This is a genomic window from Phenylobacterium sp. (genome assembly GCF_037189685.1).
Classification (GTDB): domain Bacteria; phylum Pseudomonadota; class Alphaproteobacteria; order Caulobacterales; family Caulobacteraceae; genus Phenylobacterium.
The window spans coordinates 1-24,405 of sequence record NZ_JBBCIT010000038.1 but is presented as its reverse complement, the minus strand read 5'-3'; the positions used below and the strand labels follow the sequence as shown (position 1 = coordinate 24,405).

21 protein-coding genes are annotated in these 24,405 nt (G+C 70.8%); 9 read left to right on the top strand and 12 right to left on the bottom strand.

What is annotated here, in order from left to right:
- Window positions 1-249: 249 nt before the first annotated feature.
- A complete protein-coding gene (locus WG212_RS20185; protein WP_337188919.1) occupies window positions 250-1,140 on the bottom strand; it encodes a phytanoyl-CoA dioxygenase family protein in 891 nt (296 codons plus the stop codon).
- Window positions 1,141-1,318: 178 nt separating this feature from the next.
- On the opposite strand from WG212_RS20185, the gene WG212_RS20180 reads away from it, so the two are divergent.
- On the top strand, window positions 1,319-3,904 hold the full coding sequence (locus WG212_RS20180; RefSeq protein WP_337188918.1) for a TonB-dependent receptor: 2,586 nt from the start codon (window positions 1,319-1,321) through the stop codon (window positions 3,902-3,904).
- Window positions 3,901-4,329 (top strand): hypothetical protein, encoded by a 429-nt coding sequence (locus WG212_RS20175; protein ID WP_337188917.1) that lies wholly within the window; start codon window positions 3,901-3,903, stop codon window positions 4,327-4,329. Before WG212_RS20180 ends, WG212_RS20175 begins: the two co-directional genes overlap by 4 nt.
- A gap of 41 nt (window positions 4,330-4,370) precedes the next feature.
- Here WG212_RS20175 and WG212_RS20170 read toward each other — a convergent pair whose 3' ends face one another.
- Window positions 4,371-4,970: a helix-turn-helix domain-containing protein gene (locus WG212_RS20170; RefSeq protein ID WP_337188916.1), complete on the bottom strand. Its 600-nt coding sequence runs from the start codon at window positions 4,968-4,970 to the stop codon at window positions 4,371-4,373.
- Window positions 4,971-5,105: 135 nt separating this feature from the next.
- Between WG212_RS20170 and WG212_RS20165 the strand changes: the two genes are divergently transcribed.
- Window positions 5,106-6,593: an MFS transporter gene (locus WG212_RS20165; protein WP_337188915.1), complete on the top strand. Its 1,488-nt coding sequence runs from the start codon at window positions 5,106-5,108 to the stop codon at window positions 6,591-6,593.
- Window positions 6,594-6,719: 126 nt separating this feature from the next.
- On the opposite strand, the gene WG212_RS20160 is transcribed toward WG212_RS20165, so the two are convergent.
- Together WG212_RS20160 and WG212_RS20155 are read right to left on the bottom strand one after the other, a co-directional pair.
- Entirely contained in the window at window positions 6,720-7,067 is a 348-nt protein-coding gene (locus WG212_RS20160) for a DUF6152 family protein (protein WP_337188914.1), read from the bottom strand.
- Window positions 7,068-7,157: 90 nt separating this feature from the next.
- Complete coding sequence (locus WG212_RS20155; RefSeq protein ID WP_337188913.1) at window positions 7,158-8,267, bottom strand: SDR family oxidoreductase; 1,110 nt, start codon at window positions 8,265-8,267, stop codon at window positions 7,158-7,160.
- Window positions 8,268-8,368: 101 nt separating this feature from the next.
- Here WG212_RS20155 and WG212_RS20150 point away from each other — a divergent pair, with 101 nt between their 5' ends.
- Window positions 8,369-8,695 carry a helix-turn-helix domain-containing protein gene (locus WG212_RS20150; RefSeq protein WP_337188912.1) on the top strand — a complete coding sequence of 109 codons (327 nt, stop codon included), beginning with the start codon at window positions 8,369-8,371 and terminating at the stop codon, window positions 8,693-8,695.
- Here WG212_RS20150 and WG212_RS20145 read toward each other — a convergent pair.
- The gene (locus WG212_RS20145) at window positions 8,692-11,325 is read right to left on the bottom strand and encodes a PQQ-binding-like beta-propeller repeat protein (RefSeq protein WP_337188911.1); all 2,634 of its coding nucleotides are present in this window, start codon (window positions 11,323-11,325) and stop codon (window positions 8,692-8,694) included. The genes WG212_RS20150 and WG212_RS20145 overlap by 4 nt on opposite strands.
- 158 nt (window positions 11,326-11,483) lie before the next feature.
- Here WG212_RS20145 and WG212_RS20140 point away from each other — a divergent pair, with 158 nt between their 5' ends.
- Window positions 11,484-12,710 carry a DUF3089 domain-containing protein gene (locus tag WG212_RS20140; protein ID WP_337188910.1) on the top strand — a complete coding sequence of 409 codons (1,227 nt, stop codon included), beginning with the start codon at window positions 11,484-11,486 and terminating at the stop codon, window positions 12,708-12,710.
- A gap of 112 nt (window positions 12,711-12,822) precedes the next feature.
- Here WG212_RS20140 and WG212_RS20135 read toward each other — a convergent pair whose 3' ends face one another.
- Window positions 12,823-13,002, bottom strand: coding sequence for a DUF1328 domain-containing protein (locus WG212_RS20135; protein WP_337188909.1), 180 nt, complete (start codon window positions 13,000-13,002; stop codon window positions 12,823-12,825).
- Between the two features lie 136 nt (window positions 13,003-13,138).
- On the opposite strand from WG212_RS20135, the gene cobT reads away from it, so the two are divergent.
- Window positions 13,139-15,091, top strand: a complete 1,953-nt coding sequence (gene cobT / locus WG212_RS20130; RefSeq protein ID WP_337188908.1) for a cobaltochelatase subunit CobT — start codon at window positions 13,139-13,141, stop codon at window positions 15,089-15,091.
- Entirely contained in the window at window positions 15,088-16,107 is a 1,020-nt protein-coding gene (locus tag WG212_RS20125; RefSeq protein ID WP_337188907.1) for an esterase-like activity of phytase family protein, read from the top strand. The genes cobT and WG212_RS20125 overlap by 4 nt, the downstream gene beginning before the upstream one ends.
- A 75-nt stretch (window positions 16,108-16,182) precedes the next feature.
- Here the strand turns inward: WG212_RS20125 and rpmB are convergent, their stop codons facing one another.
- From rpmB to WG212_RS20105, 4 genes are all read right to left on the bottom strand, one after another.
- The gene (gene rpmB / locus WG212_RS20120; protein ID WP_337188906.1) at window positions 16,183-16,476 is read right to left on the bottom strand and encodes a 50S ribosomal protein L28; all 294 of its coding nucleotides are present in this window, start codon (window positions 16,474-16,476) and stop codon (window positions 16,183-16,185) included.
- A gap of 160 nt (window positions 16,477-16,636) precedes the next feature.
- Window positions 16,637-17,104, bottom strand: coding sequence for an SRPBCC family protein (locus WG212_RS20115; protein ID WP_337188905.1), 468 nt, complete (start codon window positions 17,102-17,104; stop codon window positions 16,637-16,639).
- A complete protein-coding gene (locus WG212_RS20110; protein ID WP_337188904.1) occupies window positions 17,101-17,445 on the bottom strand; it encodes a metalloregulator ArsR/SmtB family transcription factor in 345 nt (114 codons plus the stop codon). The genes WG212_RS20115 and WG212_RS20110 overlap by 4 nt, the downstream gene beginning before the upstream one ends.
- Before the next feature lie 205 nt (window positions 17,446-17,650).
- Window positions 17,651-18,871, bottom strand: a complete 1,221-nt coding sequence (locus WG212_RS20105; protein WP_337188903.1) for a CoA transferase — start codon at window positions 18,869-18,871, stop codon at window positions 17,651-17,653.
- 197 nt (window positions 18,872-19,068) lie between these two features.
- Between WG212_RS20105 and pepN the strand changes: the two genes are divergently transcribed.
- Entirely contained in the window at window positions 19,069-21,684 is a 2,616-nt protein-coding gene (gene pepN / locus WG212_RS20100; protein ID WP_337188928.1) for an aminopeptidase N, read from the top strand.
- A 97-nt stretch (window positions 21,685-21,781) separates the two neighbouring features.
- A complete protein-coding gene (locus WG212_RS20095) occupies window positions 21,782-23,629 on the top strand; it encodes an ATP-binding protein (protein ID WP_337188902.1) in 1,848 nt (615 codons plus the stop codon).
- 39 nt (window positions 23,630-23,668) lie between these two features.
- On the opposite strand, the gene WG212_RS20090 is transcribed toward WG212_RS20095, so the two are convergent.
- On the bottom strand, window positions 23,669-24,187 hold the full coding sequence (locus WG212_RS20090) for a periplasmic heavy metal sensor (RefSeq protein WP_337188901.1): 519 nt from the start codon (window positions 24,185-24,187) through the stop codon (window positions 23,669-23,671).
- A partial coding sequence (locus WG212_RS20085) for a hypothetical protein (protein ID WP_337188900.1) occupies window positions 24,184-24,405 on the bottom strand: 222 nt, incomplete at its 5' end. The genes WG212_RS20090 and WG212_RS20085, both read right to left, overlap by 4 nt.

Below are 24,405 nucleotides of genomic sequence, written 5' to 3'. Positions count from 1 at the left end.
GGACCATCCAAGCACCCCGCTACGTCAGAAGCGGACGTAGGCCTCGGGGGGTGATGTTTTCCGCTTCTCCCGTTCGCGGACTTCCGAACCGGACGCGCGCGCGGCGCGTGGGCGGAACGCACGGCCACGTCGGCCTGAAGGGCCCGGGCTCGCGGGTCCGGGGAGGTCTGGGCCCGCGAGGGACGGCCGTGGTTCCGCCTGGACAGGACGACCTCGGGGGAAGTCGCCCGTCCGGTCGCTACGCGGCGATCAGTATTGCCAGCTGGGAATGCTGCTCTCGCGCTCCTTGCGGCGCGCGAAGTGCTTCAGCGGGCCGTCGTCGGTCCAGCCGTAGGCGAGCTCGGAGCCCAGGAGGCGGGCCAGGCGCTGGTCGTCCACCGGGTCCAGGAAGTCGTCCGGCACGGTGTTCCGATAATCCTCCTGCGGCGCGATGTACTCGCGGCAGAAGTAGTTCGAGAGGTTGATCCGCAGGCCCGGCGTCTTGCGCGGGAACGAGCCGTGCCAGGTGTTGCCGTGCCAGATGATGGCCGAACCGGCGGGCACCTCGATCGGGATGACGTGCTCGTAGCGCTCGTTGCCGTCGAGCCACTTCTCCCACTTGGTGGGCTGGCGGAAGTGACGATGGCTGCCGGGCACCATGGCCAGGGCGCCATCCGCCTCGGTGTAGTCGGTCAGCGCATAGTTGCAGTTGGCCACGTGGCTGTAGGGCGAGAACGGGTCGGGAATCCCGTTGCTGGTGTCGCTGTGCAGCAGCAGGCCCTTTCCGCCCGGCCCCTTCAGGTGGCAGCCCAGGCTGGAAAGGATGCAGTGCTGGCCCAGCAGATAGCTGACCAGCGGCAGGGTCTTCGGGTTGACGACCGATTCCTTGAACCGCTTGTCCTTGTAGAGCAGGTACGGAATGAACGCCGTCTCGGCGTGCTCGGTCTCGTTGTGGAGATCGAGCTTGCGGCCGATCCGCGCCTCGGAAATCTCGATGATCCGGTCGCGGAAATAGGCCGTCTGCTCGGGCGTCAGCGCGTTCTCGACCACGGTGAAGCCATAGGCTTCCAGCTCGGCCAGATTGCTCTCCAGCCCCTGCTCGCGAATCTCGCGGTAGATGTCGTTGAGGTCCGGCGTGGCGGACCAGTTGCCGATTTCCATTCGAGTTCCTCCCTGATTTTGACTCATGAAAACGCCAGATGTCATCTAGTGTCAAGTGTCACTTGGTGACAAAATATCCCGGCAAGCCCCGAGCCGATTGACAAGTGCGTCTGATGCGCTTTTGCTACTTGGTGACATAAGCGCCCGAGCGCCAATAACAAAGGGAGGTACAGGGGGAATGCTGGTTCAGCATGCGCGTAAGCGCGCCTACATCGCGGGTCTGCTCGGTGGAGCGGCCGCGGCGGCTTTCGGAACGACAGCCTTGGCCCAGACCGCGTCCACGGACGTGGATGAAGTGGTCGTCACGGCCCGCCGGGTCGAAGAGAACATCCAGAACGTGCCCGTCGCCGTCACGGCCCTGGGCGAATCGGCCATCAAGGAACGCGGGATCGTCACCACGACGGACGTGATGTTCGCCGCGCCGTCGATCCAGATGACCACGCAGTTCGGCCGCCTCTCTGGCGGCTTCAGCATCCGCGGCCTGGCCGGCGGCACCCAGGTCTATTACGCCGAAGTGCCCGGCGGGCCGACCGAGAGCGCCGCGCCGCTGTACGACGTGGGCTCGGTGCAGGTGCTGAACGGGCCGCAGGGCACGCTGTTCGGCCGCGCCAACACCGCCGGCGCCGTGCTGGTCACGCCCAACCGGCCGAAGTTCAACGAATTCAGCGGCTCGTTCGAGGTGAACCAGGGTAACCTGGGCCTCAGCCGCATCACGGGCGTCATCAACGTGCCGATCGTGGACGACCAGCTCGCCGTGCGCCTCGCCGTACACCGCGATCACCTGGACGGCTACACCAAGGTGCTGGGCTCGTCGCAACGGCTGAACGAGAACAACAGCCAGGAATTCCGCTTCAGCGTCGACTGGCGGCCGGGGAACGGCCGGTTCCGCAACTATGCGGTGCTGGACTATTACGACGTGGATCAGGCCTCAGGCGCCACCTCGCTGACGGCCATCAACCCGACGCTGGCGCTCTACAACCTTCCGGCCAACATCGACGCCCCGAACGGGCTGGCCACCGGGACCGCGGTCTTCGGCGCCGCCTGCAACGCGGCCGTGACGGCGGGTCTCTCGCCGAACCTGAACACCTGCATCGACCAGCGCCTGCGCACCGCGGCCACGTTCCGTCCGGCGATGGAAGCCGAGTATGCGCGCCTCCAGGCCGGCGGGAAGGACGCCGCCCGCTACGTACCCGGCGACCCGAACCTCGACCTGAACGAGACCCTGCGCAAGTGGACGTTCGTCAACCAGTCGGAATACGACTTCGGCGAAGTCGGCTTCACCACCCTGACCCTGCGCAACATCTTCGGCTTCCAGGCCGCCAAGGGCGCGACCGGATGGGACGTGGACGGCCTGGGCGGGCTGATCCAGTCGTCGGTGTCGGTGTCGCAGACCTCGTCCTACGCCTTCAGCGTCTCGGCGCAGCAGCAGGGCAACCGCGCGGTCTTCGAGGCCGGACCGTACCAGAAGGTCTACACCAACGAGACCCAGCTCCGCGGCGTGATCGGCGACGACCTCGTCTCGTGGAGCCTCGGCGGCTTCTACCAACGCACGCCGGCGATCCGGAACCTGAACGGCATCCGCAACCTGTCGCGGGTCTATTCGGGCGTCACCCTGCCGACGCTGGGCTACAATCCGTCGTTCCCCTTCCCCGACGGCGGCCTCACCACCCAGCGCGCGCTCTACGGGCAAGCGACGGTGGACATCGGCTTCCTGGCCCCCTTCATCCAGGGCCTCCACGCCACCGGCGGCCTGCGCAAGTCGTGGGACAAGTCCGAGATCTTCTCGCGCTCGGTGAGCACCAACCTCCAGACCGGCGCCTATGTGCCGGGGGCCCAGACACGCAGCTTCACCAAGAGCGACGGCTGGAACTCGACGCTGACCCTGGACGCCCAGGTCAACGACGACCTGCTGCTCTACGTCGCCACGCGGAAGGGCTATCGGCCCGGGGGCATCAACCTGGTTCTGGATGCGGCCGGCCTGCCGAACTACACGCCGAACTACGCGCCGGAGACGGTGCGGGACTACGAACTGGGCTCGAAGTTCGACTTCCGCTCGGGCGGCCTGCGGGGACGCCTGAACGCCGCCCTCTACCGCACCGAGTACTCGGACATCCAGCGCACCTTCAACGCCTCGGTGAACGGGGTGACGACGACCTACATCGTCAACGCCTCGGCCGCAGTCATCAAGGGCGCGGAACTCCAGGGCCAGATCGTGTTCGGCAACTGGGACCTGTCGGCCAACTACTCCTACGCCGACGCCGCGTTCACCGACTGGCTGGGCGCCGACCCGCTGGCGCTGATCCGGCCGGGCAACGCGCGGTGCGAACCGCCGCTGACCGCCGCGATCTGCCTCATCGACCTGTCCGACAACCCGTTCCCCAACATCTCCAAGCACCAGGGCAGCTTCACGGTGAAGTACAATGTCCCGGTCGACCCGGACCTGGGGGACATCTCGATCCAGGGCACGCTCTACGCCCAGTCGCGCCGCTACTTCACCGACGCGGCGGCGCGGAACATCGAGCAGTACGGCGAACAGGTGCGCGACGCGCTCTCCCAGGGCGCGTTCGAGCGGATCAACGTGCGGGCCGACTGGAAGAACATCCGCGGCAGCCGGGTCAGCGGCGCGCTGTTCATCAACAACCTGACCGACGCTAACTATGCGCTGACGTCGATCCCCCAGCTCCATTCGCTGGGCACGGCGGTGCGCATCTACGGCGAGCCGCGCACCTACGGCGTCATGCTGCGCTACGCGTTCGGCCAATGATGTACGTGTTCGCAAGCCCCGGCTGGATGGCCTTCATGCACGGGCTGGTGACCGAGCGGGTCCGGCGCTTCCAGACGGAAGCGCCGGATATCGCCTGGTCGCTCTGCGAGGTGTTCACCGACCCGCCGGCGGACCTGTCGCCCGACGGGTCACCCCTGGCCTGGCACTGCATCGTGCGGGACGGCGAGGTGACCTTCGGCGAGGGCGAACGGGACGACGTCGACGTCAAGATCATCATCGACTACGAAGCCGTGGTTCCGCTGGGCCGCTACGACACGCGGGGCGAGCCGGCGCGCCAGGCCGAACTGGCGGCCATGGCCCAGGCGGTGCGCGACGCCGGCAAGATGCAGGTCATCGGCGACCGGTCGAAGCGCGACCCGCGCGTCGGCGACTTCCACGACATCATCGCAAGGGTCACGGCCTGAAAGGCGGCGGCGGGGCGCCTGCCCGCGGCCGACGCCGGGCGTCAGCCGAACCGGCCGCCCAGCAGCTTTTCGCGCACCAGCCGGACCACCTCCAGAAGCGGCGCCTCGAGTTCGTCGTAGGCTTCCCGCGCGAAGATGCCCGCGCTCACCGAATAGTTGCCGCCCACCAGCCCCGCCGCCGCCACCGCGGCGATCACGGCGGCCTGGGGATCGTCGCCGAGATCCTCGCTCAGACCCTGGCCGAGCAGCGACTGATAGGTGGACTGGATCGAGAGGTAGGCGCCCTCGAGCGCCGGCTCGGACCGGGCGATCTTGCGCAGGTTGGCCAGCGCCCCCCGGCGCGCCATGTCGCGGGCGTGGCGGACGACGTGAGCCGTCCAGAGGTCGATGACCGGCGTGGCTCCCCGCCCCGCGATCGCCTGCTGAAATTCCTCGATGGCGGCGTACTGGCCGTGCAGCACCAGATGCGCCTTGCTGGGGAAATAGCGCAGCAACGTGCGCTTGTGCACGTCGGCGCGGTCGGCCACCTCCTCCAGCGTGGTGGCGTCATAGCCCTGCTCCACGAAGAGGTGGATCGCCGCCTCGGCGATCTGATCGCGGGTCCGCGCCATCTTGCGCGCCCGAAGTCCTACGTCGTCCATTCCCAACCTCAGCCCCCGTAGCAGAACAACCATCTTGACAGCGCGGACGCAACTCCGCCTCGTGTCACTCAGTGGCGATTGTCACCGAATGTCTAAAAGGCGCGTTAGACGCCCGTCGTAAAGGGGGAGACCAACATGACCCAGGGGACCGGCGCCCGCAGCGCCACAACCACACCCGCCGCTGGGGGACTCTCCATCCGCACACGGGTCTTCTACGGCCTGGGCGAGGCCGGCGAAGGCCTGAAGACCGCGGCGCTCGAGACCTTCCTGTTCTTCTACTACGTGCAGGTCGTGGGGCTCTCGGGCGCGCTCACGGGGCTGGCGCTGTTCGTCGCGCTGCTGTTCGACGGTGTCTCGGACCCGTTCGTGGGCGCCTGGTCGGACCGCCTGCGCAGCCGGCTGGGCCGGCGGCATCCCTTCCTCTATGCGGCGCCCGTGCCGCTGGCGATCGCGCTCTGGTTCCTGTTCCAGCCGCCGGAGTTCGGCCAGTTGGGGCTGTTCGCCTGGCTGACGGCCCTGACCATAGCCGCGCGCTTCGCCATGACGCTGTACTTCGTGCCCCACATGGCCCTGGGCGCCGAACTCAGCCGCGACTTCGCCGAGCGCGTCTCGGTGGGCGGCTACCGCGTCCTGTTCGGCTATGTGGGCCGGATCATCGCCCTGGGGCTCGCGTTCTCGGTGTTCTTCGCCGACCGCCCCGGTTTCGAGAACGGCCAGCTCGACCCGGCCGCCTATCCGCCCTTCGCCCTGGCCACAGGGGTGCTGGTGGTCATCTTCGTGATCGTCTCAGCCCTGGGCACCCAGCGTGCGGCCCTGGCGCGCCAGCAGGAAGAGGCCGCGACGACGCGCCCGCCCGGCGACGGCCTTCTCCGCACGCTACGCCTGGCGGTGGGCTCGCCCTCGTTCCGGGCGCTCTTCTTCGCCCTGCTGGTCATGTACCTCTACAACGGCGTGCAGTTCGCGCTGGCCCTGCACATGAACACCTACTTCTGGGAGCTGGCGCCGCAGTCGGTGCAGCTCGTGTTCTACGCCAGCATGGCCGGCTACATCATCGGCATCCCGCTGGCGCGGCCCGCCGCCGGGCGCCTCGACAAGAAGGCCGCCTACATGGCGGGGATCGCCGGCTCGTGCATCATGGGCTCGGCGCCGACGCTGCTGCGGCTGGCCGGCCTGGCGCCCGAGAACGGCGAGGCGGGCGTGCTGCCCCTGCTGGTGGGATGCAGCTTCATGGCGGGCCTGATCGGATGCATTCCCGTCGTGCTGTCCTCGGCCATGCTGGCGGACGTGGCCGACGAGTACGACCTGGCGCACGGCGGCCGCGCCGAGGGCCTGTTCTTCGGCGCCAACGCCTTCTGCCGCAAGGTGTCGCTGGGGCTGGGCGGCGCGGTGGCCGGCGTGGTGATCGACCTGATCCGGTTCCCCGCCAACACCGCCCCCGGCGCGGTCCCGATCGACGCCCTCACCCGCCTGGGCGTGGTCTACGGCCCCGTGATGCTCTCGGTCCTGTTCCTGGGCCTGGCGATCATGATCCCCTACAACATGGGCCGGGCGCGCCACGCTGCGATCGTCGCCGATCTGCATCGCCGGGATTCGGCCCAGGCGACGGCCCGACCGTCGCCCTAGAGCGCTATTCGCTCCGATTGGATCGGAGCGGCGCTCCAGATTCTTGATCTGGCGCGCTTTTTCTTGATCTGGCGCGCTTTCCGACGGCGAACCGGGCTCCACTCCGCCGGAAAGCGCTCTGGCGGCCTACCGAAGCTCGACCACCTTGCCCTGGACGGTGACGCGCTCGATGCGCATCTCGGCGCTCCCGTCGCTGCGGGGATAGCCTTCCAGGGTCACGGGCTTGCCGGGGCCGACCATGTCCTGGGTCAGGCCGCGGGCGGTCATGCGGGCGATGGGCGCCAGGACGACGTCCCAGGTGCGGCCCTGATAGCTGACCTTTGCCGTGGCGTGGGGATTGCCCCAGGCGACGTCGGTGAGCGGGGCGGTGACCCTCACCACCTTGTCGGCGTCGTAGGAGCTCCAGCCGTGGTGGGCCAGGACAGCGGCCGGGGCCAGCGCCAGGCCGGCGGCCAGGATGACGGTTCGGATCATGCTCGGTCTCCATAACCCCCAGTTGGCGCCCCAGGCGGAGCCTATGCCGTCCGGGCGGTTCGCGGAACCTGGCGCGAGACGTGCGGGTCGTCAGGCCGTGGGGACCGTGCCGCCGTCGATCACATATTCGGCGCCGTGGAGCGTCGCGGCCCGGTCGCTGGCCAGGAAGGCGATCAAGTCGGCCACCTCCTCCGGGGTGTTTGGACGCCCGACGGGAATGCCGCCCAGGTCGCGCACGAGCGCCGCGCGCGCCGCATCGGCGCCGGTCCCGGCGGCCTCGGCCAGGCGCCGGATCATGCGGGCCGCGGCGTCCGTCTCGGTGAAGCCGGGCGCCACCCGGACCACGCGCACGCCCCGGGGGCCGACCTCGTTCGACAGCGCCTTGCTGTAGGCGTTGAGCGCCGCCTTGGCGGCCGCGTACGCCGTGGTGGACTCGTAGAGCGGCAGCGCCCGCTGGATCGACGAGACATGGACCACAACGCCATAGCCCTGCCGGATCATCGTCGGCAGCAGCGCCCGGTCCAGCCGCACAGCCGAGAGCAGGTTGGCGTCCAGGGCCGCGGCCCAGTCCGCATCGGTGAGCGCCGCATGACCGCCGCCAGGCGCCGAGGAGCCGCCGACGTTGTGGACCACCACATCGATTCCGCCGAGGCGATCCAGAGCGGCGTCGGCCACCTTGGCCGCGCCCCCGGCCGTGGCGACGTCCGCGGCGAGGAAGAGGTCGGGCGCCCCCAGGTCGCCGGGAGTCGTCCGGGCCGTGGTGAAGACCTGTGCGCCCGCCCGCCGGAAGCGGCGGACGACAGCGGCGCCGATGCCCTGGCCTCCGCCCGTGACCAGAACGCGCCGGCCGGTGAACTCGGCCTGTGGGTCGCGGACGGTGATTTCGAGGCCGTCCACCCGGTCGCCGGCCAGGCGGAAGCGATAGCGCAGGTCGGCCGGCGCCCCCGGAAAGTCGCCGGTCACATGGGCGGTGACGATCCCCCCGTCCGCCAGCGGTTCGAGGCTGCGGGGATCGGCGGAGAACCGGTACTGGCGGCGCGCGGCTTCCGCCCAGGCGCGGATTTCGGCTCGACCGCAATGGGCCCGGGCTTCGTCATGGACCTGCGCCGCGGGCGTGAAGGCGGCGGCCACGGCGTCGGGATCATCGCCGTTGGCGGCCTCGAAGTAGCGGGCGATCGGAAGGGGAAGCTGGATGGTCATGGGCGCCTCGTCTGGCCAGGCCATCGAGGTGCGATTATGCTGTCAAAATGGCAAGAACCGACAAAAAAGTAGGGTACTCACCCACAGGTAAGCTCGAGGACGTGACCCCAGACATGGCGGCCACGGGCGTGGAGGCCGCCTTCCGCATGTTGGAGGGACGCTGGAAAATGGTCATCATCTTCCACCTGTTCGACCGCGAGGTGCTGCGGTTCTCGGAGCTGGAGCGCGCTATCCCCGGCGTGTCGCAGAAGATGCTCATCCAGCAACTCCGCGATCTCGAACAGGACGGGATCGTCGACCGCATCGTCTATCCTCAGGTGCCGCCAAAGGTGGAGTACCGGCTGACCGCGTGGGGACAGGCCATGTGCCCGGCGCTCGATTCCCTTCTCGAATGGGCGGCGCGGAAGCCGGCGGACCCGGTCGCCTAAGGCAGCGCGAAGGCCACGACGTGGTCGCCCTTGGGGGCCAGGGGATTGCCGCCGCCGCCGGCGCTGACCACCACATACTGCTTTCCGGTCTTCGGCGAGACGTAGGTGGATGGCGTGCCCGCGGCCGGGACCGGGAGGGCGCCCTTCCACAGGACCGCGCCGGTGGCGTTGTCGTAGGCCCAGAGGTAGGGGTCGGTGGTCGCGGCGCGGAAGGTCACGCCGCCCGCCGTGGTGATGGGTCCGCCGACACCCAGGGTCCCGATGGGGATGGGCAGGCCCGACCTCAGGCCCAGCGGGGCCTGGGCCTCGGCCGTGCCGGCGGGAACCTGCCAGACGACCTCGCGCGTATGGACGTCGATGGCGCTCAGCATCCCGTGCGGCGGTTCCAGGCAAGGCGCGAACAGCGGGCTGAGCAGCCATTCGTTCTTCGACGCGTAGGCGATGGCCCGGGCGCTCTCCGCCGGCCGGCCGGCGATGCGGGCGGGCGAGAGCCGGGCCTCGCCGGTGCGCTCCAGGCTCACCGTCTGGGGCATGCGCACGTCCGAGACGATGAGCAGGCCGCGACGCGGGTCGAAGGCGCCCGAGCCCCAGTTCATGCCGCCCGCGTTCCCGGGGAACTGGAGCCCCGGCCGCTCGCGACTGCCGGGCGGCGTGAAGTCGCCCTCGTAGCGCACGCTGCGGAAGCGGATGCGGCAGGCGAGCTGGTCCAGCGGCGTGGCGCCCCACATGCGCTTTTCGGTGAGGGCTTCGACGCCCACCGCGGGCATCTCCGCCGAATAGGGCTGGGTCGGCGACAGCCACTCGCCGGGCATGGCGCCCTGCGGCGCCGGGGATTCCACCACGCGGGTCAGCGGCGTTCCGGTCCGCCGGTCGAGCACGAAGATCTGGCCGCGCTTGGTGAGCTGGATGAGGGCCGGCGCGCTGCCCTCGCCGACCGGGAAGTCGATCAGCATCGGCTGGGCCGGCACGTCGTAGTCCCAGACGTCGTGGTGGACGGTCTGGAAGCGCCAGCGCTCCTTGCCGGTGCGCACGTCCAGGGCCACGACCGAGGACGAGTAGCGTTCGGACACCACCGTGCGGTGCGAGCCCCAGTAGTCGGGGGTGGCATTGCCGATCGGCAGGTAGATCAGGCCGAGGGCCGGGTCGTAGGCGGGCGTCGACCACATGTTGGGCGTGCCGCGGGTGTAGGTCTGGCCCTCGGGCGGCAGCTTGTCGATCGCCGGGTTCCCCAGGTCCCAGGCCCAGGCCAGCTCGCCGGTGACCACGTCGTAGGCCCGCACCACCCCGGAGGGCTCACCCAGCGCCTGGTTGTCCAGCACCCAGCCGCCCACGATCACGAGGTTTCCGGCCACGGTCGGCATGGAGGTCTGGAAGTAGAAGGGCGGCTTGAACTCGCCCATGCCGGCGCGCAGGTCGACCACCCCGCCCTCGCCGAAGCCGGGGCAGCGGCGGCCGGTGTCGGCGTCCAGCGCAATGAGCTGGGCGTTGATCGTGGACGACAGGACGCGGCGGACGCAGGCCGGCGGCGCGGCCTGGGCGGGCGCGGCCGCGACCTGGGCGGCCCCGGCATCCGGGCCGGCCGTCGCCTGAACCTTGGTCGCCGGGGTCTGGCGGGCCGGGGTCTGGGGGGCCGGGGTCTGGGCGCCAGGTGTCTGGGCGCCAGGTGTCTGGGGGGCCGGGGCCGGCGCAACCTTCGCGGCAGCCTTGTTCGCGGGAGCCTGCACCACGGGCCCCTTGGCGGCGGCGGCCGCGGTTGGGGCCGGGGCGGCCGCGGGGGCGCCGGTCGCCGCGCCAGGCGTCAGGGCCGGCTCGGTCCCGTCCCAGTAGCCCACGCCGCGGCAGCGGTGCCAGAAGTGGGACTGGACCTTGGGATCGTGGCGCCACTTCTCGCGGCCGGTGTCGGGATCCAGCGCGATGACGACGTTGCGGGGCGTACAGACATAGACGGTGTCCCCCACCATCTGGGGGGTGTTCTGGTCCTGGTCCCCCGCGTGGGGCGGAATGGCGGTGCGGAAGGTCCAGGCGACCTCCAGTTCGTCGACGTTCTCGCGATTGATCTGGTCGACGGGGGAATAGCGCGACCCGCCGGGGTCGCGCCCATAGGCCCGCCAGTCGGCCGCCCGCTCGCCCGCCGGCGCCTCGCTCCCCGGCGCCTGGGGCCGCACCACGGCCGGCGAGGCCGCCTGGCCCCAGGAGAAGGTGGCCGGGATGGCCGCCGCCTGGACGCCCAGCAGGACAAGGGACGTCAGCGCCACCGCCGCGCCCGACTGGTTGCGGCGCCCCCCGCGCGGCGCCGTCGGGATCACCAGCAGCAGGAACAGGCCCAGGACCGCCGGGGCGAACAGGCGCGGCAGCAGCGGCCAGAAGGCGAAGCCGGCCTCCCACAGCGCCCAGCCGAGGGTGGCGGCCAGGGTCGCGGCGTAGACCAGGCCCGCGGCCGGATGGCGGCGGGCGGCCATGACCCCGGCGGCCGTCACCGCGGCCCCGGCCAGCAGGTAGTAGGGCGAGCCGCCCTGGAAGACGAGATAGCCCCCGCCCAGCAGCAAAGGCAGGCCGACGAGCGCCACGAGGCCGCCCCCGATCCACGCCCAGATGCGGGCCGCCCAGCCCGCCGCCCTTTCGCTCACCATCGCCGTCCCCCGAGGGCGCTCGGCCAAGCGCCGACGTCGACCTTATGGGGAATCGGGGGCGTCATGAAGGGTGCTGGACCGCGCGTCTGCAAAGCGCGATAAGCGTACGCAAGTTTCTAAAAATGAAGCCTCGAGATGAAGCACAGGGAGCAGGCGCGATGACGGGTAGGCTGAAGCTTGCGGCGGGACTCGCGGCGGGGATGCTCTGGGCAGGCCTGGGCGCCGCGGCGCAGGCGCAAGGACAAGTCCAGACGGGACCGGCCCAGGCCGGACCGGCGCCCGCGCCGAACGACTATGCGCGCGCCGAGTCCTGGCTGTGCTGGCCGGGCAAGGCCGGCGACGCCTGCGCCATCGACCTGACCACGACGGTGGTGAACGCCGACGGTTCGACCCGCGTCGAGGCCTTCAAGGCCGACCCCAAGGCGCCGATCGACTGCTTCTACGTCTATCCGACGGTCTCGAACGACCCGGGGATCGTGTCGGACATGACGGCCGGCCCCGAGGAGCTGAACGTGGTGAAGCAGCAGCTCGCCCGCTTCGGCTCGAAATGCCGGATCTTCGCCCCGCTGTACCGCCAGTTCACGCTCACGGCGCTGCAGGCGATGGTGCTGGGCGCGCCCCTCCCCGGCTCGGCCGATCCCGCCATGCGGCAGGTGGGCTACAACGACGTGGTCGACGCCTGGAACCACTACCTGAAGACCGAGAACAAGGGCCGCCGCGGCGTGGTGCTGATCGGCCACAGCCAGGGCTCGGGCCTGCTGACCCGGATGATCCCCGCCGAGATCGAGGGCAAACCCGTCCGGAAGCAGCTCGTGTCAGCCCTGATCCTGGGGTCCAACCTGCCGGTCGAGGCGGGCAAGGACACCGGGGCGTTCAAGACCGTCCCGCTCTGCCGGTCAGCGAGCCAGACCGGCTGCGCCATCAGCTACGTGACGTTCCGCGACACCGTCCCGCCGCCGCCGCAGAGCCGGTTCGGCAAGGTGGCGCAGCCCGGGATGGAGGCCGCCTGCACGAACCCCGCGGCGCTGGGCGGCGGCAAGGGCGAACTCAGGGCCTATCTCGCCAACGGCATGAACATCGCCAGCGCCGCCGCCGCGGCGCCGGAATGGGTGAAGGGCAAGGCGAACCCGTCCACGCCCTTCATCGCGGTTCCGGGCCTGCTCACGGGCCAGTGCGTGTCGAAGGACGGGTTCAACTACCTCGAGGTCCATGTGGCCGCCGACCCGGCCGACCCCCGGACCGACGACATCAATGGCGACGTGGTCGGCCCAGGCGGCGTGGTGGCGAAGGACTGGGGGCTGCACCTGATCGACGCCAACGTCGCCATGGGGGATCTGGTCGACATCGTGGGCCAGCAGTCGAAGGCGTATCTGGCGAAGAAGTGAGTCCGGGAAGCACCCGGGCGAGAGTCACTCTGGCCAGAGTCACTCTGGCGAAAGTGACTCTGGCCAAGACGTGAGGCGGCGCCCCTCGGCGAGAGGCGCGCGCCCTCCGTCTTCAGCGTCCCGTGAGCTTCCGCCCGGCGAAGACGCCCAGGGCCAGGAAGATCAGGAAGCCGATGACGGCGATGAAGAACAGGATCTTGGCGATGCCGGCGGCCACGCCCGCCACGCCGCCGAAGCCCAGGGCGCCCGCCACGAGCGCGATCAAGGCGAAGATGAGGGCCCACTTCAGCATGAGGTCTCCTTAAAGGCTGGATGAATGGGAAGGCTGCATAGAAGGTCGGGAGAAGAACGCCGATCAGGCTTGGCCGTTCCGCCGGTCACGATTCCCTGTTTCCCGCCCCCGCGCCCCTGCTCTATGACCGACGGACATGGCCAAGACCCCGGAAAGCCCCCTCGAGCCCTTCAAGCGCGCGCTGGCGCACGCGGCGCGATCGCTCGCCGAGACTCCGGACCTGGAGATCGTCTACTCGGGCGAGGGGCCCCAGCTCTCGGGCAACCGCGCCGTCCTGCCCCACCCGCCCCGCGACCTGACGTCGGAGGACGCCGCCCGCATCCGCGGCCTCGCCGACCAGATGGCGCTGCGCATCGCCCACCACGACCCGGCCGCCCACTCGCGCACCCGGCCGCACACCGGGGCCGGCCAGCCGGTCTATGACGCCCTGGAGCAGGCGCGGATCGAGGCCGTCGGCGCGACGGCGATGGGCGGCGTGCGCGAGAACCTGAAGGCGGTGATGAACCACGCCTGGCAGCGGCGCGTGTTCAACGAGGCCGAGGCCCTGGCCGCCCCGCCGATGGCCGACATCGTCTCGCTGATGGTGCGCGAGCGCCTGACCGGCGAACCGCCCCCGCCCACCGCGCGGGCGCTGGTGGACATGTTCCGCGGCGACATCGAGGCCAAGGCCGGCGCCGACCTGGACCGGCTGGAGGCCTCGCTGCACGACCAGAAGGCCTTCGCCCGCATCGCCAGGACCATCATCCGCGACCTGGAGATGGGCGACGACCTCTCGGACGCCCCGGAACAGGCCGACGACGACGCCGAGGGCGAGGACGAGGGCGATCCCGACGCCCAGGACGACGGCGACGACGGCGAGGGCGAGAGCCAGTCGCCGCAGCAGACGGCGATGGACGACGACGAGACCACCACGCAGGAGTCGGACGAGACCGACAGCCAGATGGTCGAGTCCGAGATGGACCCCGACGCCGACGACAGCGACGAGCCGCCCGAGATGGGCGACGGCGAGCAGCCGACCCGGCCCGACCCGTCCGGCGACAACCGCGCGGTCACCTACAAGGTCTTCACCACCGCCCACGACGAGGTGGTGGCGGCCGAGGAGCTGTGCGACCCCGAGGAGCTGTCGCGGCTGCGGGCCTATCTCGACCAGCAGCTCGCCAGCGTCTCGAACGTGGTCTCGCGCCTGGCCAACCGGCTCCAGCGCAAGCTGCTGGCGCAGCAGAACCGCACCTGGTCGTTCGACCTGGAGGAAGGGATCCTCGACGTGGCCCGGCTGACGCGGGTCATCATCGATCCCACCGCGCCGCTGTCGTTCAAGGAGGAGGACGACACCGAGTTCCGCGACACCGTCGTCACGATCCTGATCGACAACTCGGGCTCGATGCGCGGGCGGCCGATCATGGTCGCGGCCGTGTGCGCCGACATCCTGGCGCGCACCCTGGAGCGGTGCGGCGTGAAGACCGAGATCCTGGGGTTCACCACCCGCGCCTGGAAGGGCGGCTCGTCGCGCGAGGACTGGCTGAAGGCCGGCAAGCCCGCCCAGCCCGGCCGGCTGAACGACCTGCGGCACATCATCTACAAGGCCGCCGACGCGCCCTGGCGGCGCGCGCGCAAGAACCTGGGCCTGATGATGCGCGAGGGCCTGCTCAAGGAGAACATCGACGGCGAGGCCCTGATCTGGGCGCACCAGCGGCTGATCGGCCGGCCCGAGCAGCGGCGCATCCTGCTGGTGATCTCGGACGGGGCGCCGGTGGACGATTCCACCCTGTCGGTGAACTCGGGCCACTACCTGGAGCGGCACCTGCGCGAGGTGATCGGCGAGATCGAAGGCAAGAGCCCGGTCCAGCTCATCGCCATCGGCATCGGCCACGACGTGACCCGCTACTACAAGAACGCCGTGACCATCGTCGACGTGGAGCAGCTCGCCGGCGCCATGGTCGAGCAGCTCGCCGACCTGTTCGACGAGGAGGTGCGCAAGGTGACGCGGCGAACCGCGGGCCTGCTTGCGCCGCCGCCCAACACCGAAGGTCCGGCCGGGGGCGTCATGAAGCGATCGACCTTCAAGGAGGTCCGGAAGGTCAGCGCATGACCGGCCGGCGCGCCCTGTTCCGGCCGCGGCGGCCCTTGCGCTGGTGCGGCCGGGGAGCGGCGCTGGGGGCGGCGCTGGCCGTCGCCGCCTGCGCGCCCCAGCGGACCGCGCTGCCCGCCGCCCCCGTGCCCGCGGGCGACGTCATCCGCGTGGCCGCGACACCCGTGGCCGAACATCCGGCGGGGCCGCCGACGGGGGAAGGCAGCCGGTTCGCCTACGCCGGCGGGCTGGAGCTGTCGTCGGCGGACACCTCGCGCTTCCACGGCCTGTCCGACCTGGAGGTCTTCGACGACGACCGATTCGTCGCCATCACCGACGAGGGCGACATCGTCCGCGGCCGGCTGGCCCTGGATTCCGCCGGGCGGCTGACCGGCGTGTCGGACGTCACCCTGAAGCCGGTGCTGGGCGCCGACGGCCGGCCGCTCAGCGGCGCCAAGGCCGATTCCGACATCGAGGCCCTGGCCGTGTTCCCCAACGGGGACATGCTGCTGGGCTTCGAGCGCAACCACCGCATATGGCTCTATCCCGCGGCTGGCGGCCCGCCGCGGGCCGTTCCTTCGCCCGACGCCCCTTTCCCGGCCAACGACGGGATGGAAGCCCTGGCCGTGGCGCCGGAACACGGCCCCGACGCCTATCTGGCCGGCCGCGAGGACACGCGCGAGACCTGGATCTGCCGCCTGTCGGCCGCGTGCGTCCCGCACATCCGGATCGCGGGCGACTATCCGCGCAGCCTGGTGGCGGCGCGCGGCCTGCCGGGCGGACGCTGGGCGTTCCTGCTGCGCGACTACAGTCCGGCGATCGGCAACACCATTACGGTGCTGATCGCGGACCGCGAGGGTCGCCCGATCGACCGCCACGACATCCGGCGGCCATCGACGGTGGACAATTTCGAGGGTGTGGCGGTGCGCCCCCGCCCCGACGGCTCGGTGCGGGTCTACATCCTCTCGGACGACAACTTCTCGACCGGGCAGAGGACGCTGCTGCTGGCCTTCGACTGGACGCCGCCGGCCCCCTGAAGCCGACTCATGAAGGCCCAATGAAAAAGGCCGCCCCGCGGGCGGCCTCTTCGCAATCCGGCAGGCGGATCGGGCTTACGCGGCCGCTTCGGCCAGCTTCGCCTTCACCTGGCGCTTGATCTTCAGCGCGCGGGCCGACAGCACCTCGTCTCTGGCCTTGAGCAGCACCACGTCGAGGCCGCCCTTGAAGTCCAGGGTGCGCAGCGCCGCATTGGTGATGCGCAGGGTGAACGACTGGCCCAGCGCCTCGGACGGCACGGTGACGGCCGTGAGGTTCGGCATGAACCGGCGCTTGGTCTTGATGTTCGAGTGGCTCACGTTGTGGCCGACCATCGGACCGACACCCGTGAGTTCGCAACGGCGCGACATGGCGAGACTACCTTCGCAAGAATACGGTGCGCGTCAGGCCGGAGGCCCGCGCGAAGAGCGGGCGATGTAGAGGAACGGCCCCTCCGCGTCAAGGCGCAGCGGCCGGGCGCGGCCAGACTCTGCGCCTTGACGCGGAGCGCGACCGCCGCCCGCGGCGGGACTATCCCGGCATGCGGTCCAGCTCGGCGCCCAGCAGGCCCAGCAGTTCGCGCATGCCCTCCTCGCGGCCGGCCACCGCGGCGGGATCGCCGAAATACGCGCCCTGCTCGGTCATCACCAGCCGCGTGCCGTCGCCCTCGGGCAGGAAGTCCAGGGTCAGCAGCGACACCGACAGCGGCTCGCCGCCCATCGTCATCCAGTAGGTGTTCACGATCCGGCGATCCGGGATGATGACGTGGTACTCGGCTGCGAACGTCATTTCGGGGCCGTCGCCGTAGCGGAAGCCCGAGACCTCGCGCCCGCCCTCGCGGAAGTCCAGCTCGTGGCTGTGGACGACGAATCCTTCGCCCGCCACGCGCCAGCGGTAGAGCGTGTCCTTGTCGGCATGGGCGAAGAACACCCGCCGGGGCGCGTGCGGATAGACGCGCTCCAGGGTGAAGCGGCCGTGGGTGAGCGTGGGCGCGGTCATGGCTTGTCCTTCTCGTCGGCGGCCATCCGGTCGAGGACGTCGCCCAGGCGATCCAGGCGCGTCTCGGCGAGGGTCCGCCGGGCTGTGATCCAGTCGGCGAGCCCGTCGAGCCCGCCGGGGGCGAGCTGGCAGGTCCGCACGCGGCCCACCTTCTCGCTGGTGACGACGCCGGCCTCCTCCAGCACCTGGAGGTGCTGGACCACGGCCGCCAGGGTCATGTCGAACGGCCGGGCGAGATCGCTCACGCTGGCCGGCCCCCGGGCCAGCCGTTCCACCATCGCCCGGCGGGTGGGTTCCGCCAGGGCCCGGAGCGTCGCGTCGATCTGCAAAAGGTTTAGCATCGACTTTAGTATCTAGGCCGCCGCGACCCGATAGTCAAGCATCCTCTAAACTATTTCGATTCAGGCCACGAAGCGGCGGCATCGAAAGGAAAACCACGGAAAACACAGAAGACACGGAAATCGCAGCTTCGCCTTCCGTGGCCTTCTGTGTTTTCCGTGGTTCCATGACGGAGCCTCCGCTCGCGCGGAGGCTCGAGGAAGGGGCTCAGGCCTCGGGGCCGGCCACCACGCCGGCGTCGTGCAGCTTCGCGATCTCGCCGCCCGAGAGGCCCAGCACCCCGGCCAGCACCTCGTCGGTGTGCTGGCCCAGGCGCGGCGCGGGCCTGACCGGCAGACGGGCGTCCTGCGGGATCACGCCCATCGCGCCGGGCGCCGGATAGCTGAGCCCGCTGGGGTGGGCGACGGTCTCGAACAACGGGTTGTCCTTGTAGAGCCGGGGATCCTCCAGCGCCGCCGCCAGCGTCTGGTAGCTGCCCCAGGTGACGCCGCCGGCGTCGAAGGCCGGCGTCAGCTCGGCGGCCGTCTTCGCCGCGAAGGCGCGCTCGAACAGCGGATAGAGCCGGTCACGATGATGGAACCGCAGGCCCTCGTCCTTGGCGAACGACACGCCCAGCTCGGCCTCCAGGGCGGCGGCCTCGGCGCCGATCCCCAGGGCGTCCAGGGCCTTGCTCCACTGCTTCGGCGTGATCGCCAGCAGCATCAGCTTCTGGCCGTCCTTCGTGGTGAAGTCGCGGCCGAAGGCGCCGAAGACGTCGTTGCCCATGCGCGGGCGCTGATGGCCGCTCAGCATCGTCTCGGCGGTGAACCCCAGGTTCGCCATCGTCGCCGCCCCGATGTCGGACAGCGAGCAGCGCACCTCGCGCCCGCCCTGGCCGCGCATCCGCGCCAGGAGCGCCGAGACCATCGAGAAGGCGCAATAGGCCCCGGTCAGCAGGTCCCACGCGGCCAGCACGTGGTTCACCGGCCGCTCGTCGCCCACCGGCCCCGTCATCAGCGGCAGGCCCAGGGCCGAGTTGATGGTGTAGTCCATCCCCTGGGAGCCGTCGGCCCAGCCCAGGACGCGGACGCAGACGAGGTCGTCGCGCAGCTTGCGCAGCGTCTCGTACGAGAGGAAGCCGTCCACCGGGAAGTTGGTGACGAAGAGGCCGCCGTCGTCGCCCGGCGCGGCGGCCAGCCGCTGGGCGATCTCGCGCCCCTCGGGCCGGGAGAGATCGAGCGCGACCGACTTCTTGGCCTTGTTCAGCCCCTCCCAGTAGAGGCTGCGGCCGTTCCCGGCCAAGGGCCAGCGGCGGAAGTCGGGACCGCCGCCGATGTTGTCGAAGCGGATCACCTCGGCGCCGAACTGGGCGAGATAGAGCCCGCAGGTCGGCGCCGCCACGAAGGCCGAGCCCTCCACCACCCGAAGGCCCTTCAGAAGATCATACATCTCAAGCTCCGCTCATCCGCCGCGAGAGGGGCGGCGCGCCGTCCCCTTCGCACGTGATGGGAAGGGCGGCTCCCCCGGGGGAGGTCAAGGCGTTCGTGCGCCGCCAGACAGGCGAACGGCGCGAAACCCCGGCCCTGTCGCGGCGGTGTTCTCGAGCCGCCTTGGCGCCGCCCCGATCGGACGCCTAGATGGCGTTCATGCGCACCGAAACGCCCCAGGCCATCCGCCTCTCCGAATACCGCCCGCCCGCCTTCCTGGTGGACGAGGTCCACCTGACCTTCGACCTCCAGCCCAACACCACCCGCGTGAAGGCCCGGCTGGCCGTGCGCCGCGACGGTGACCACGCCGAGCCCCTGGTGTTCAACGGCGAGCGGCTGAAGCCGGTCTCGGTGGCGGTCGACGGCCGCCGCCTGACCGACGCCGAGCACACCATCGACGCCGAGTTCCTCACCATCCCCGACGTTCCCGACGCCTTCACCCTGGAGACCGAGGTCGAGATCGACCCGGCGAACAACAGGGCGCTGGAAGGCCTCTACATGTCGGGGGGCCGCTTCTGCACCCAGTGCGAGGCCGAAGGCTTCCGCAAGATCACCTTCTGGCCCGACCGGCCCGACGTGCTGTCGCGCTTCACCGTCCGGATCGAGGCCGACCGCCGCTACCAGCGCCTGCTGGCCAACGGCAACCGCATCGAGGGCGGAGAGCTTCCGGGCGGCCGCCACTACGCCGTCTGGAACGATCCGTTCCCCAAGCCCTGCTATCTCTTCGCCCTCGTGGCGGGCGAGCTGGATGTGCTGGAGGACAAGCTCGTCACCATGAGCGGCCGCACGGTCGATCTCCAGATCTACGTCGATCCGGGCATGGCCCCGCGCGCCGCCTACGCCATGGACGCGCTCAAGCGCTCGATGACCTGGGACGAGCAGGCCTATGGCCGCGAGTACGACCTCGACCTGTTCATGATCGTCGCGGTGCGCGACTTCAACTTCGGGGCGATGGAGAACAAGGGCCTCAACATCTTCAACGCCTCGCTGCTGCTGGCGGACCCGGCCACCGCCACCGACCTCGACTACGAGCGCATCGAGGCGGTGGTGGCGCACGAGTACTTCCACAACTGGACCGGCAACCGGATCACCTGCCGCGACTGGTTCCAGCTCTGCCTGAAGGAGGGCCTGACCGTCTTCCGCGAGCAGGGCTTCTGCGCCGACATGCGCGGCGAGGCGGTGGCGCGGATCAAGGCGGTGAAGGCGCTGCGCACCCGCCAGTTCGCCGAGGACCAGGGCCCGCTGGCCCATCCGGTCCGGCCGTCCAGCTACATGAAGATCGAGAACTTCTACACGGCGACGATCTACGAGAAGGGCTCCGAGGTCATCGGCATGCTGAAGACCCTCGTCGGGGCCGACGCGTTCCGGGAGGGCATGGACCTCTACTTCGCGCGCTGGGACGGCCACGCCACCACGGTCGAGGCCTTCATCCAGTGCTTCGCCGAAGCCTCGGGGAAGGACCTGTCGCGCTTCTTCGCCTGGTACGAGCAGGCCGGTACGCCGCGCGTCTCGCTCCGCCGGTCCTACGACGCCGCCGCGAAGACCGTGACGCTCACGCTGACCCAGGCGAACCCGCCCACCAGCAGCCAGCCCGAGACGCAGCCGCTGCCGCTGCCCGTCACCCTGGGCCTCATGGACCACGAGGGCCGCACCCTGGCCTTCGAGCGCGACGGGCGGGCGATGGACGAGACCCTCGTCCTCCTGGACGGCGAGACCGTCTCGGTGACGCTCGACGGCGTGGAGTCCGAGCCCGTGGTCTCGGCGTTGCGCGGCTTCTCCGCGCCCGTCGTGCTGACGACGGACGCCGCCGCACGCGAGCGCTATGTCCAGCTCGCCTCGGACCCCGACCTCTTCAACCGGTGGGAGGCCGGCCAGGACCTGGCCGCCGGCCTGATCCTGGGCCGCGCCGCCGGCAAGCCGGACGAGGTGGGCGAGGAGCGCTACGCCGAGGCCCTGGGCCGCGCGCTCCAGGACCAGGCCTCGGACGAGGCGTTCAAGGCCCTGCTGCTGACCCTGCCCGCCGAAACCGATCTCGCGCTGCTGCGCAGCCCGGTCGACCCGGCGGCGATCCACGCCGCCCGCGACGCCCTGCGCCTGAGGCTGGCGGTCCACCTGGACGATGAGCTGCGCCGGCTCCACACCGGCCTGCAGGACCTGGGCGAGTTCTCGCCCGACGCCGCCGGCGCGGGCCGCCGCGCCCTGCGCAACGCCGCCCTGGAGCTGATGGCCGCCAACCCGCGCCACGAGACGGCCGAGATCGCCGCCGGGCACTACCGCGCCGCGCGCAACATGACCGACATGATCGGCGGCCTGAACGCCCTCATGCTGATCGGCGGGCAGGCCTATGAGGACGCGCTGGCCGACTTCTTCGAGCGCTTCAAGGCCGAGCCGCTGGTCGTCGACAAGTGGTTCGCGCTCCAGGCCCGCGATCCGTCCGAGACGGCGCTGGGCCGCATCCTGGGCCTGACCGCCCATCCCGCGTTCGACGCCCAGAATCCCAACCGCCTGCGGGCCCTGGTCTCCAGCTTCGCCAACTTCAACCCCGTCCGCTTCCACGAGCCGAGCGGCGCCGGCTATCGGTTCCTGGCGGACCAGATCATCGCCGTGGACCGGTACAACCCCATGACCGCCGCCCGCCTGGTCGATCCGCTGGGCGGCTGGAAGCGCCTGGTCCCCGAATTGGGTATGAAGATGCGCGCCGAACTGGAACGGATCGTCGCGGTGGAAGGCCTGTCCCGCAACGTTTACGAATTGGCCACCCGGGCGCTCGACTGATGGGGGTCCGACCCACGATGACCGTGGGCGGCGGATCAGCTTAAGCTTCTATGGGGTCGGCGGTTCCGGCCGTCGGAAGCTGCAGGGAGCGGCGGCCTTGGCCGGACGCGGGGGACACGACCTGACCGGCGTCACGCCCGAGCGGCGGGCGCGCCCGCGCGCCTCGGCGCCGTGGCGGCGGCCGGCGGTCCTCCGGGCGACGCTGGCCCTCCTGGTCGTCCTGGCGGCCGCCGGCGCCTACCGGATCGGGGAGGTCGCGCCCGGCCGCCTCGAAATCCTGGCCTGGTTCCTCGTCCCCGTCGTCGCGGCGGCCACACTGGTCATGCTGCTGATCGGCGAGCTTCGCCGGGTCGAGCGTATCCAGGCCGCCCGGAACGATTCCGAGCAGCGATTCCGCACGGCGGTCGAAGCCGCCCGCTGCGGCATCTGGGAATGGGACCTCGCGGACGACCGGATCTTCATGTCCGAGGTCACCGCCTCGCTGTTCGGATGGCGGTCGGGTCACGTCGACGGCCAGCAGGTGCTGGACCGCGTCGCGCCCGGCCACCGCGACGACATGCGCGACGCGCTCTCGACCGCCGCCATCTACGGCGACTTCGACGTCAGCTTCCGCGTGCCGCCGCTGGCCGGCGCGCGGCCGGTCTGGATCGACTTCCGCGGCCGCGGCTTCGGCGAGAGCCCAGACGGCGGCTTCGCCCGCATCGTCGGCGTGGCGCTCGACGTCACCGAGGAACGCCTGGCCCAGGCCCGCGCCCAGTCGGCCGAGAGCCGGTTGCGCGACGCCATCGAAAGCACCTCCGAGGCGTTCGTCCTGTGGGACCGCAACGGCCGGCTGGTGATGTGCAACACCAACTTCCGCAGCTATTTCCAGCTCGCCCCCGAACGGCTGAAGGCCGGCGTCGGCCGCGAGCAGGTGGAGCGCGCCGCCCGCCTGTCGATCCGCCAGGAGTCCCCGGCGCCGGGCGGCCGCCGCGGCGTGCGCGAGGCCCAGCTCTCCGACGGCCGCTGGGTCCAGGTCTCGGAACGCCCGACGGCCGAGGGCGGCCTGGTGGTCACCGCCGCCGACATCACCGTCCTGAAGACCCAGGAGGAGGCCCGCCGGATCAAGGAGGAGGAGCTGCGCCGCGCGGTCATCAACCTGGAGCAGAGCCAGGAGCAGCTCTCGGAGCTGGCCCGCAAGTACGAGGCCGAGAAGATCCGCGCCGAGCAGGCCAGCCAGGCCAAGAGCGACTTCCTGGCCAACATGAGCCACGAGCTGCGCACCCCGCTCAACGCCATCAACGGCTTCTCGGAGATCATGGCCGGCGAGATGTACGGGCCGATGGGCGACGCCCGCTATCGCGACTATGCGCGCGACATCCTCAGCTCGGGCCAGCACCTGCTGGCGCTGATCAACGACATCCTCGACATGTCCAAGATCGAGGCCGGCAAGCTCGCCCTGCGCTTCGAGCCGGTCTGCCTGGAGGAGATCGCCGAAGACGCCCTGCGCCTGGTCCGCAACCGCGCCGACGCCGCGGGCCTCTCGCTGGTGCTGGACTTCGTGGACCTGCCCGACGTCGAGGCCGACCATAGGGCCCTCAAGCAGGTGCTGCTGAACCTGCTCTCCAACGCCATCAAGTTCACGCCGCGCGGCGGCCGGGTGACCGTCCGCGCCGAACTGCGCGACGACCCGCTGGGCCAGCGGGTCCGCATCGGCGTCCAGGACACCGGCATCGGCATCTCGCCCCAGGACCTGGAGCGGCTGGCGCGGCCCTTCGAGCAGGTCGAGAGCCAGCATTCCAAGACCACCCAGGGCACGGGCCTGGGCCTCGCCCTCACCAAGTCGCTGGTCGAGATGCACGGCGGCCTGCTGGACCTGAAGAGCGCGCCCGGACAGGGCACCCTGGCCAGCTTCGCCCTGCCCGTCCGCCAGAGCCGCCCCGCCGCCGGCGCCGCCGCGGCCTAGGGTCCGTACTCGATACCGCTCATCCCGGAAGATATGAGTTTACTGAACTCGAATTGAGTCTGGCCCCTGACGCGAACGCTCCGGGTCGCGGCCCAGGCCGCGCGGCCGCGCCAGGGCCTCGCCGAAGGCCTCCCGCTGCTCACGCGGCAGTGTGGCGGCGAACCGCACCATCCGGGCGTCCATCGCCAGGCGGCCCTCCTGCTCCAGCGCCCGCGCGCGCCGGAGGGCCTCCAGCGTCCGCTCCGTCTCGAACGGCTCGGCGCCGAACCCTTTCAGGGCCTCGCGCGCCAGGCGCCGGGCCTCGCGCGCCTTGGGCGCATGTTCACGGACGAACGCCGGGCCCTCCGCGCGCCAGGCCGCCTGCGACTCGGGCGGCAGGGCGCGCACGGCGGCGGCCAGCGGATCGCCTCGCAGCCGCGGCGCCGAGGCCACGCGATCGCGCTCGGCCCGCGCCTCGGCCCGCCGCTCGGCCAGGTGCGCGCCGGCGAAGGCGCCGCCGATGAAGACGTTCAGCGCCAGCGACGCGAGCAACGCCCCCAGAAGCCAGGGCCGGTTCATCCCGCCTCCTCGTCCAGAAAGAGGTTGAAGTCCTCGTCCGACACGACGGCCAGGACGGTGTCCCCGCCCGCATCGGCCGCAACGACATCGCTTTCGGGGATCGCCACGGCGGCGGCCAGCTGGGCGCCCGCCATCACGCCGGCGGCGCAGGCCGCGGCCAGGCCCGCCCCCGCGCCGGCCGGCTGGGCCCAGCGCCGCCAGAGCCGTGGCCGCCGCGG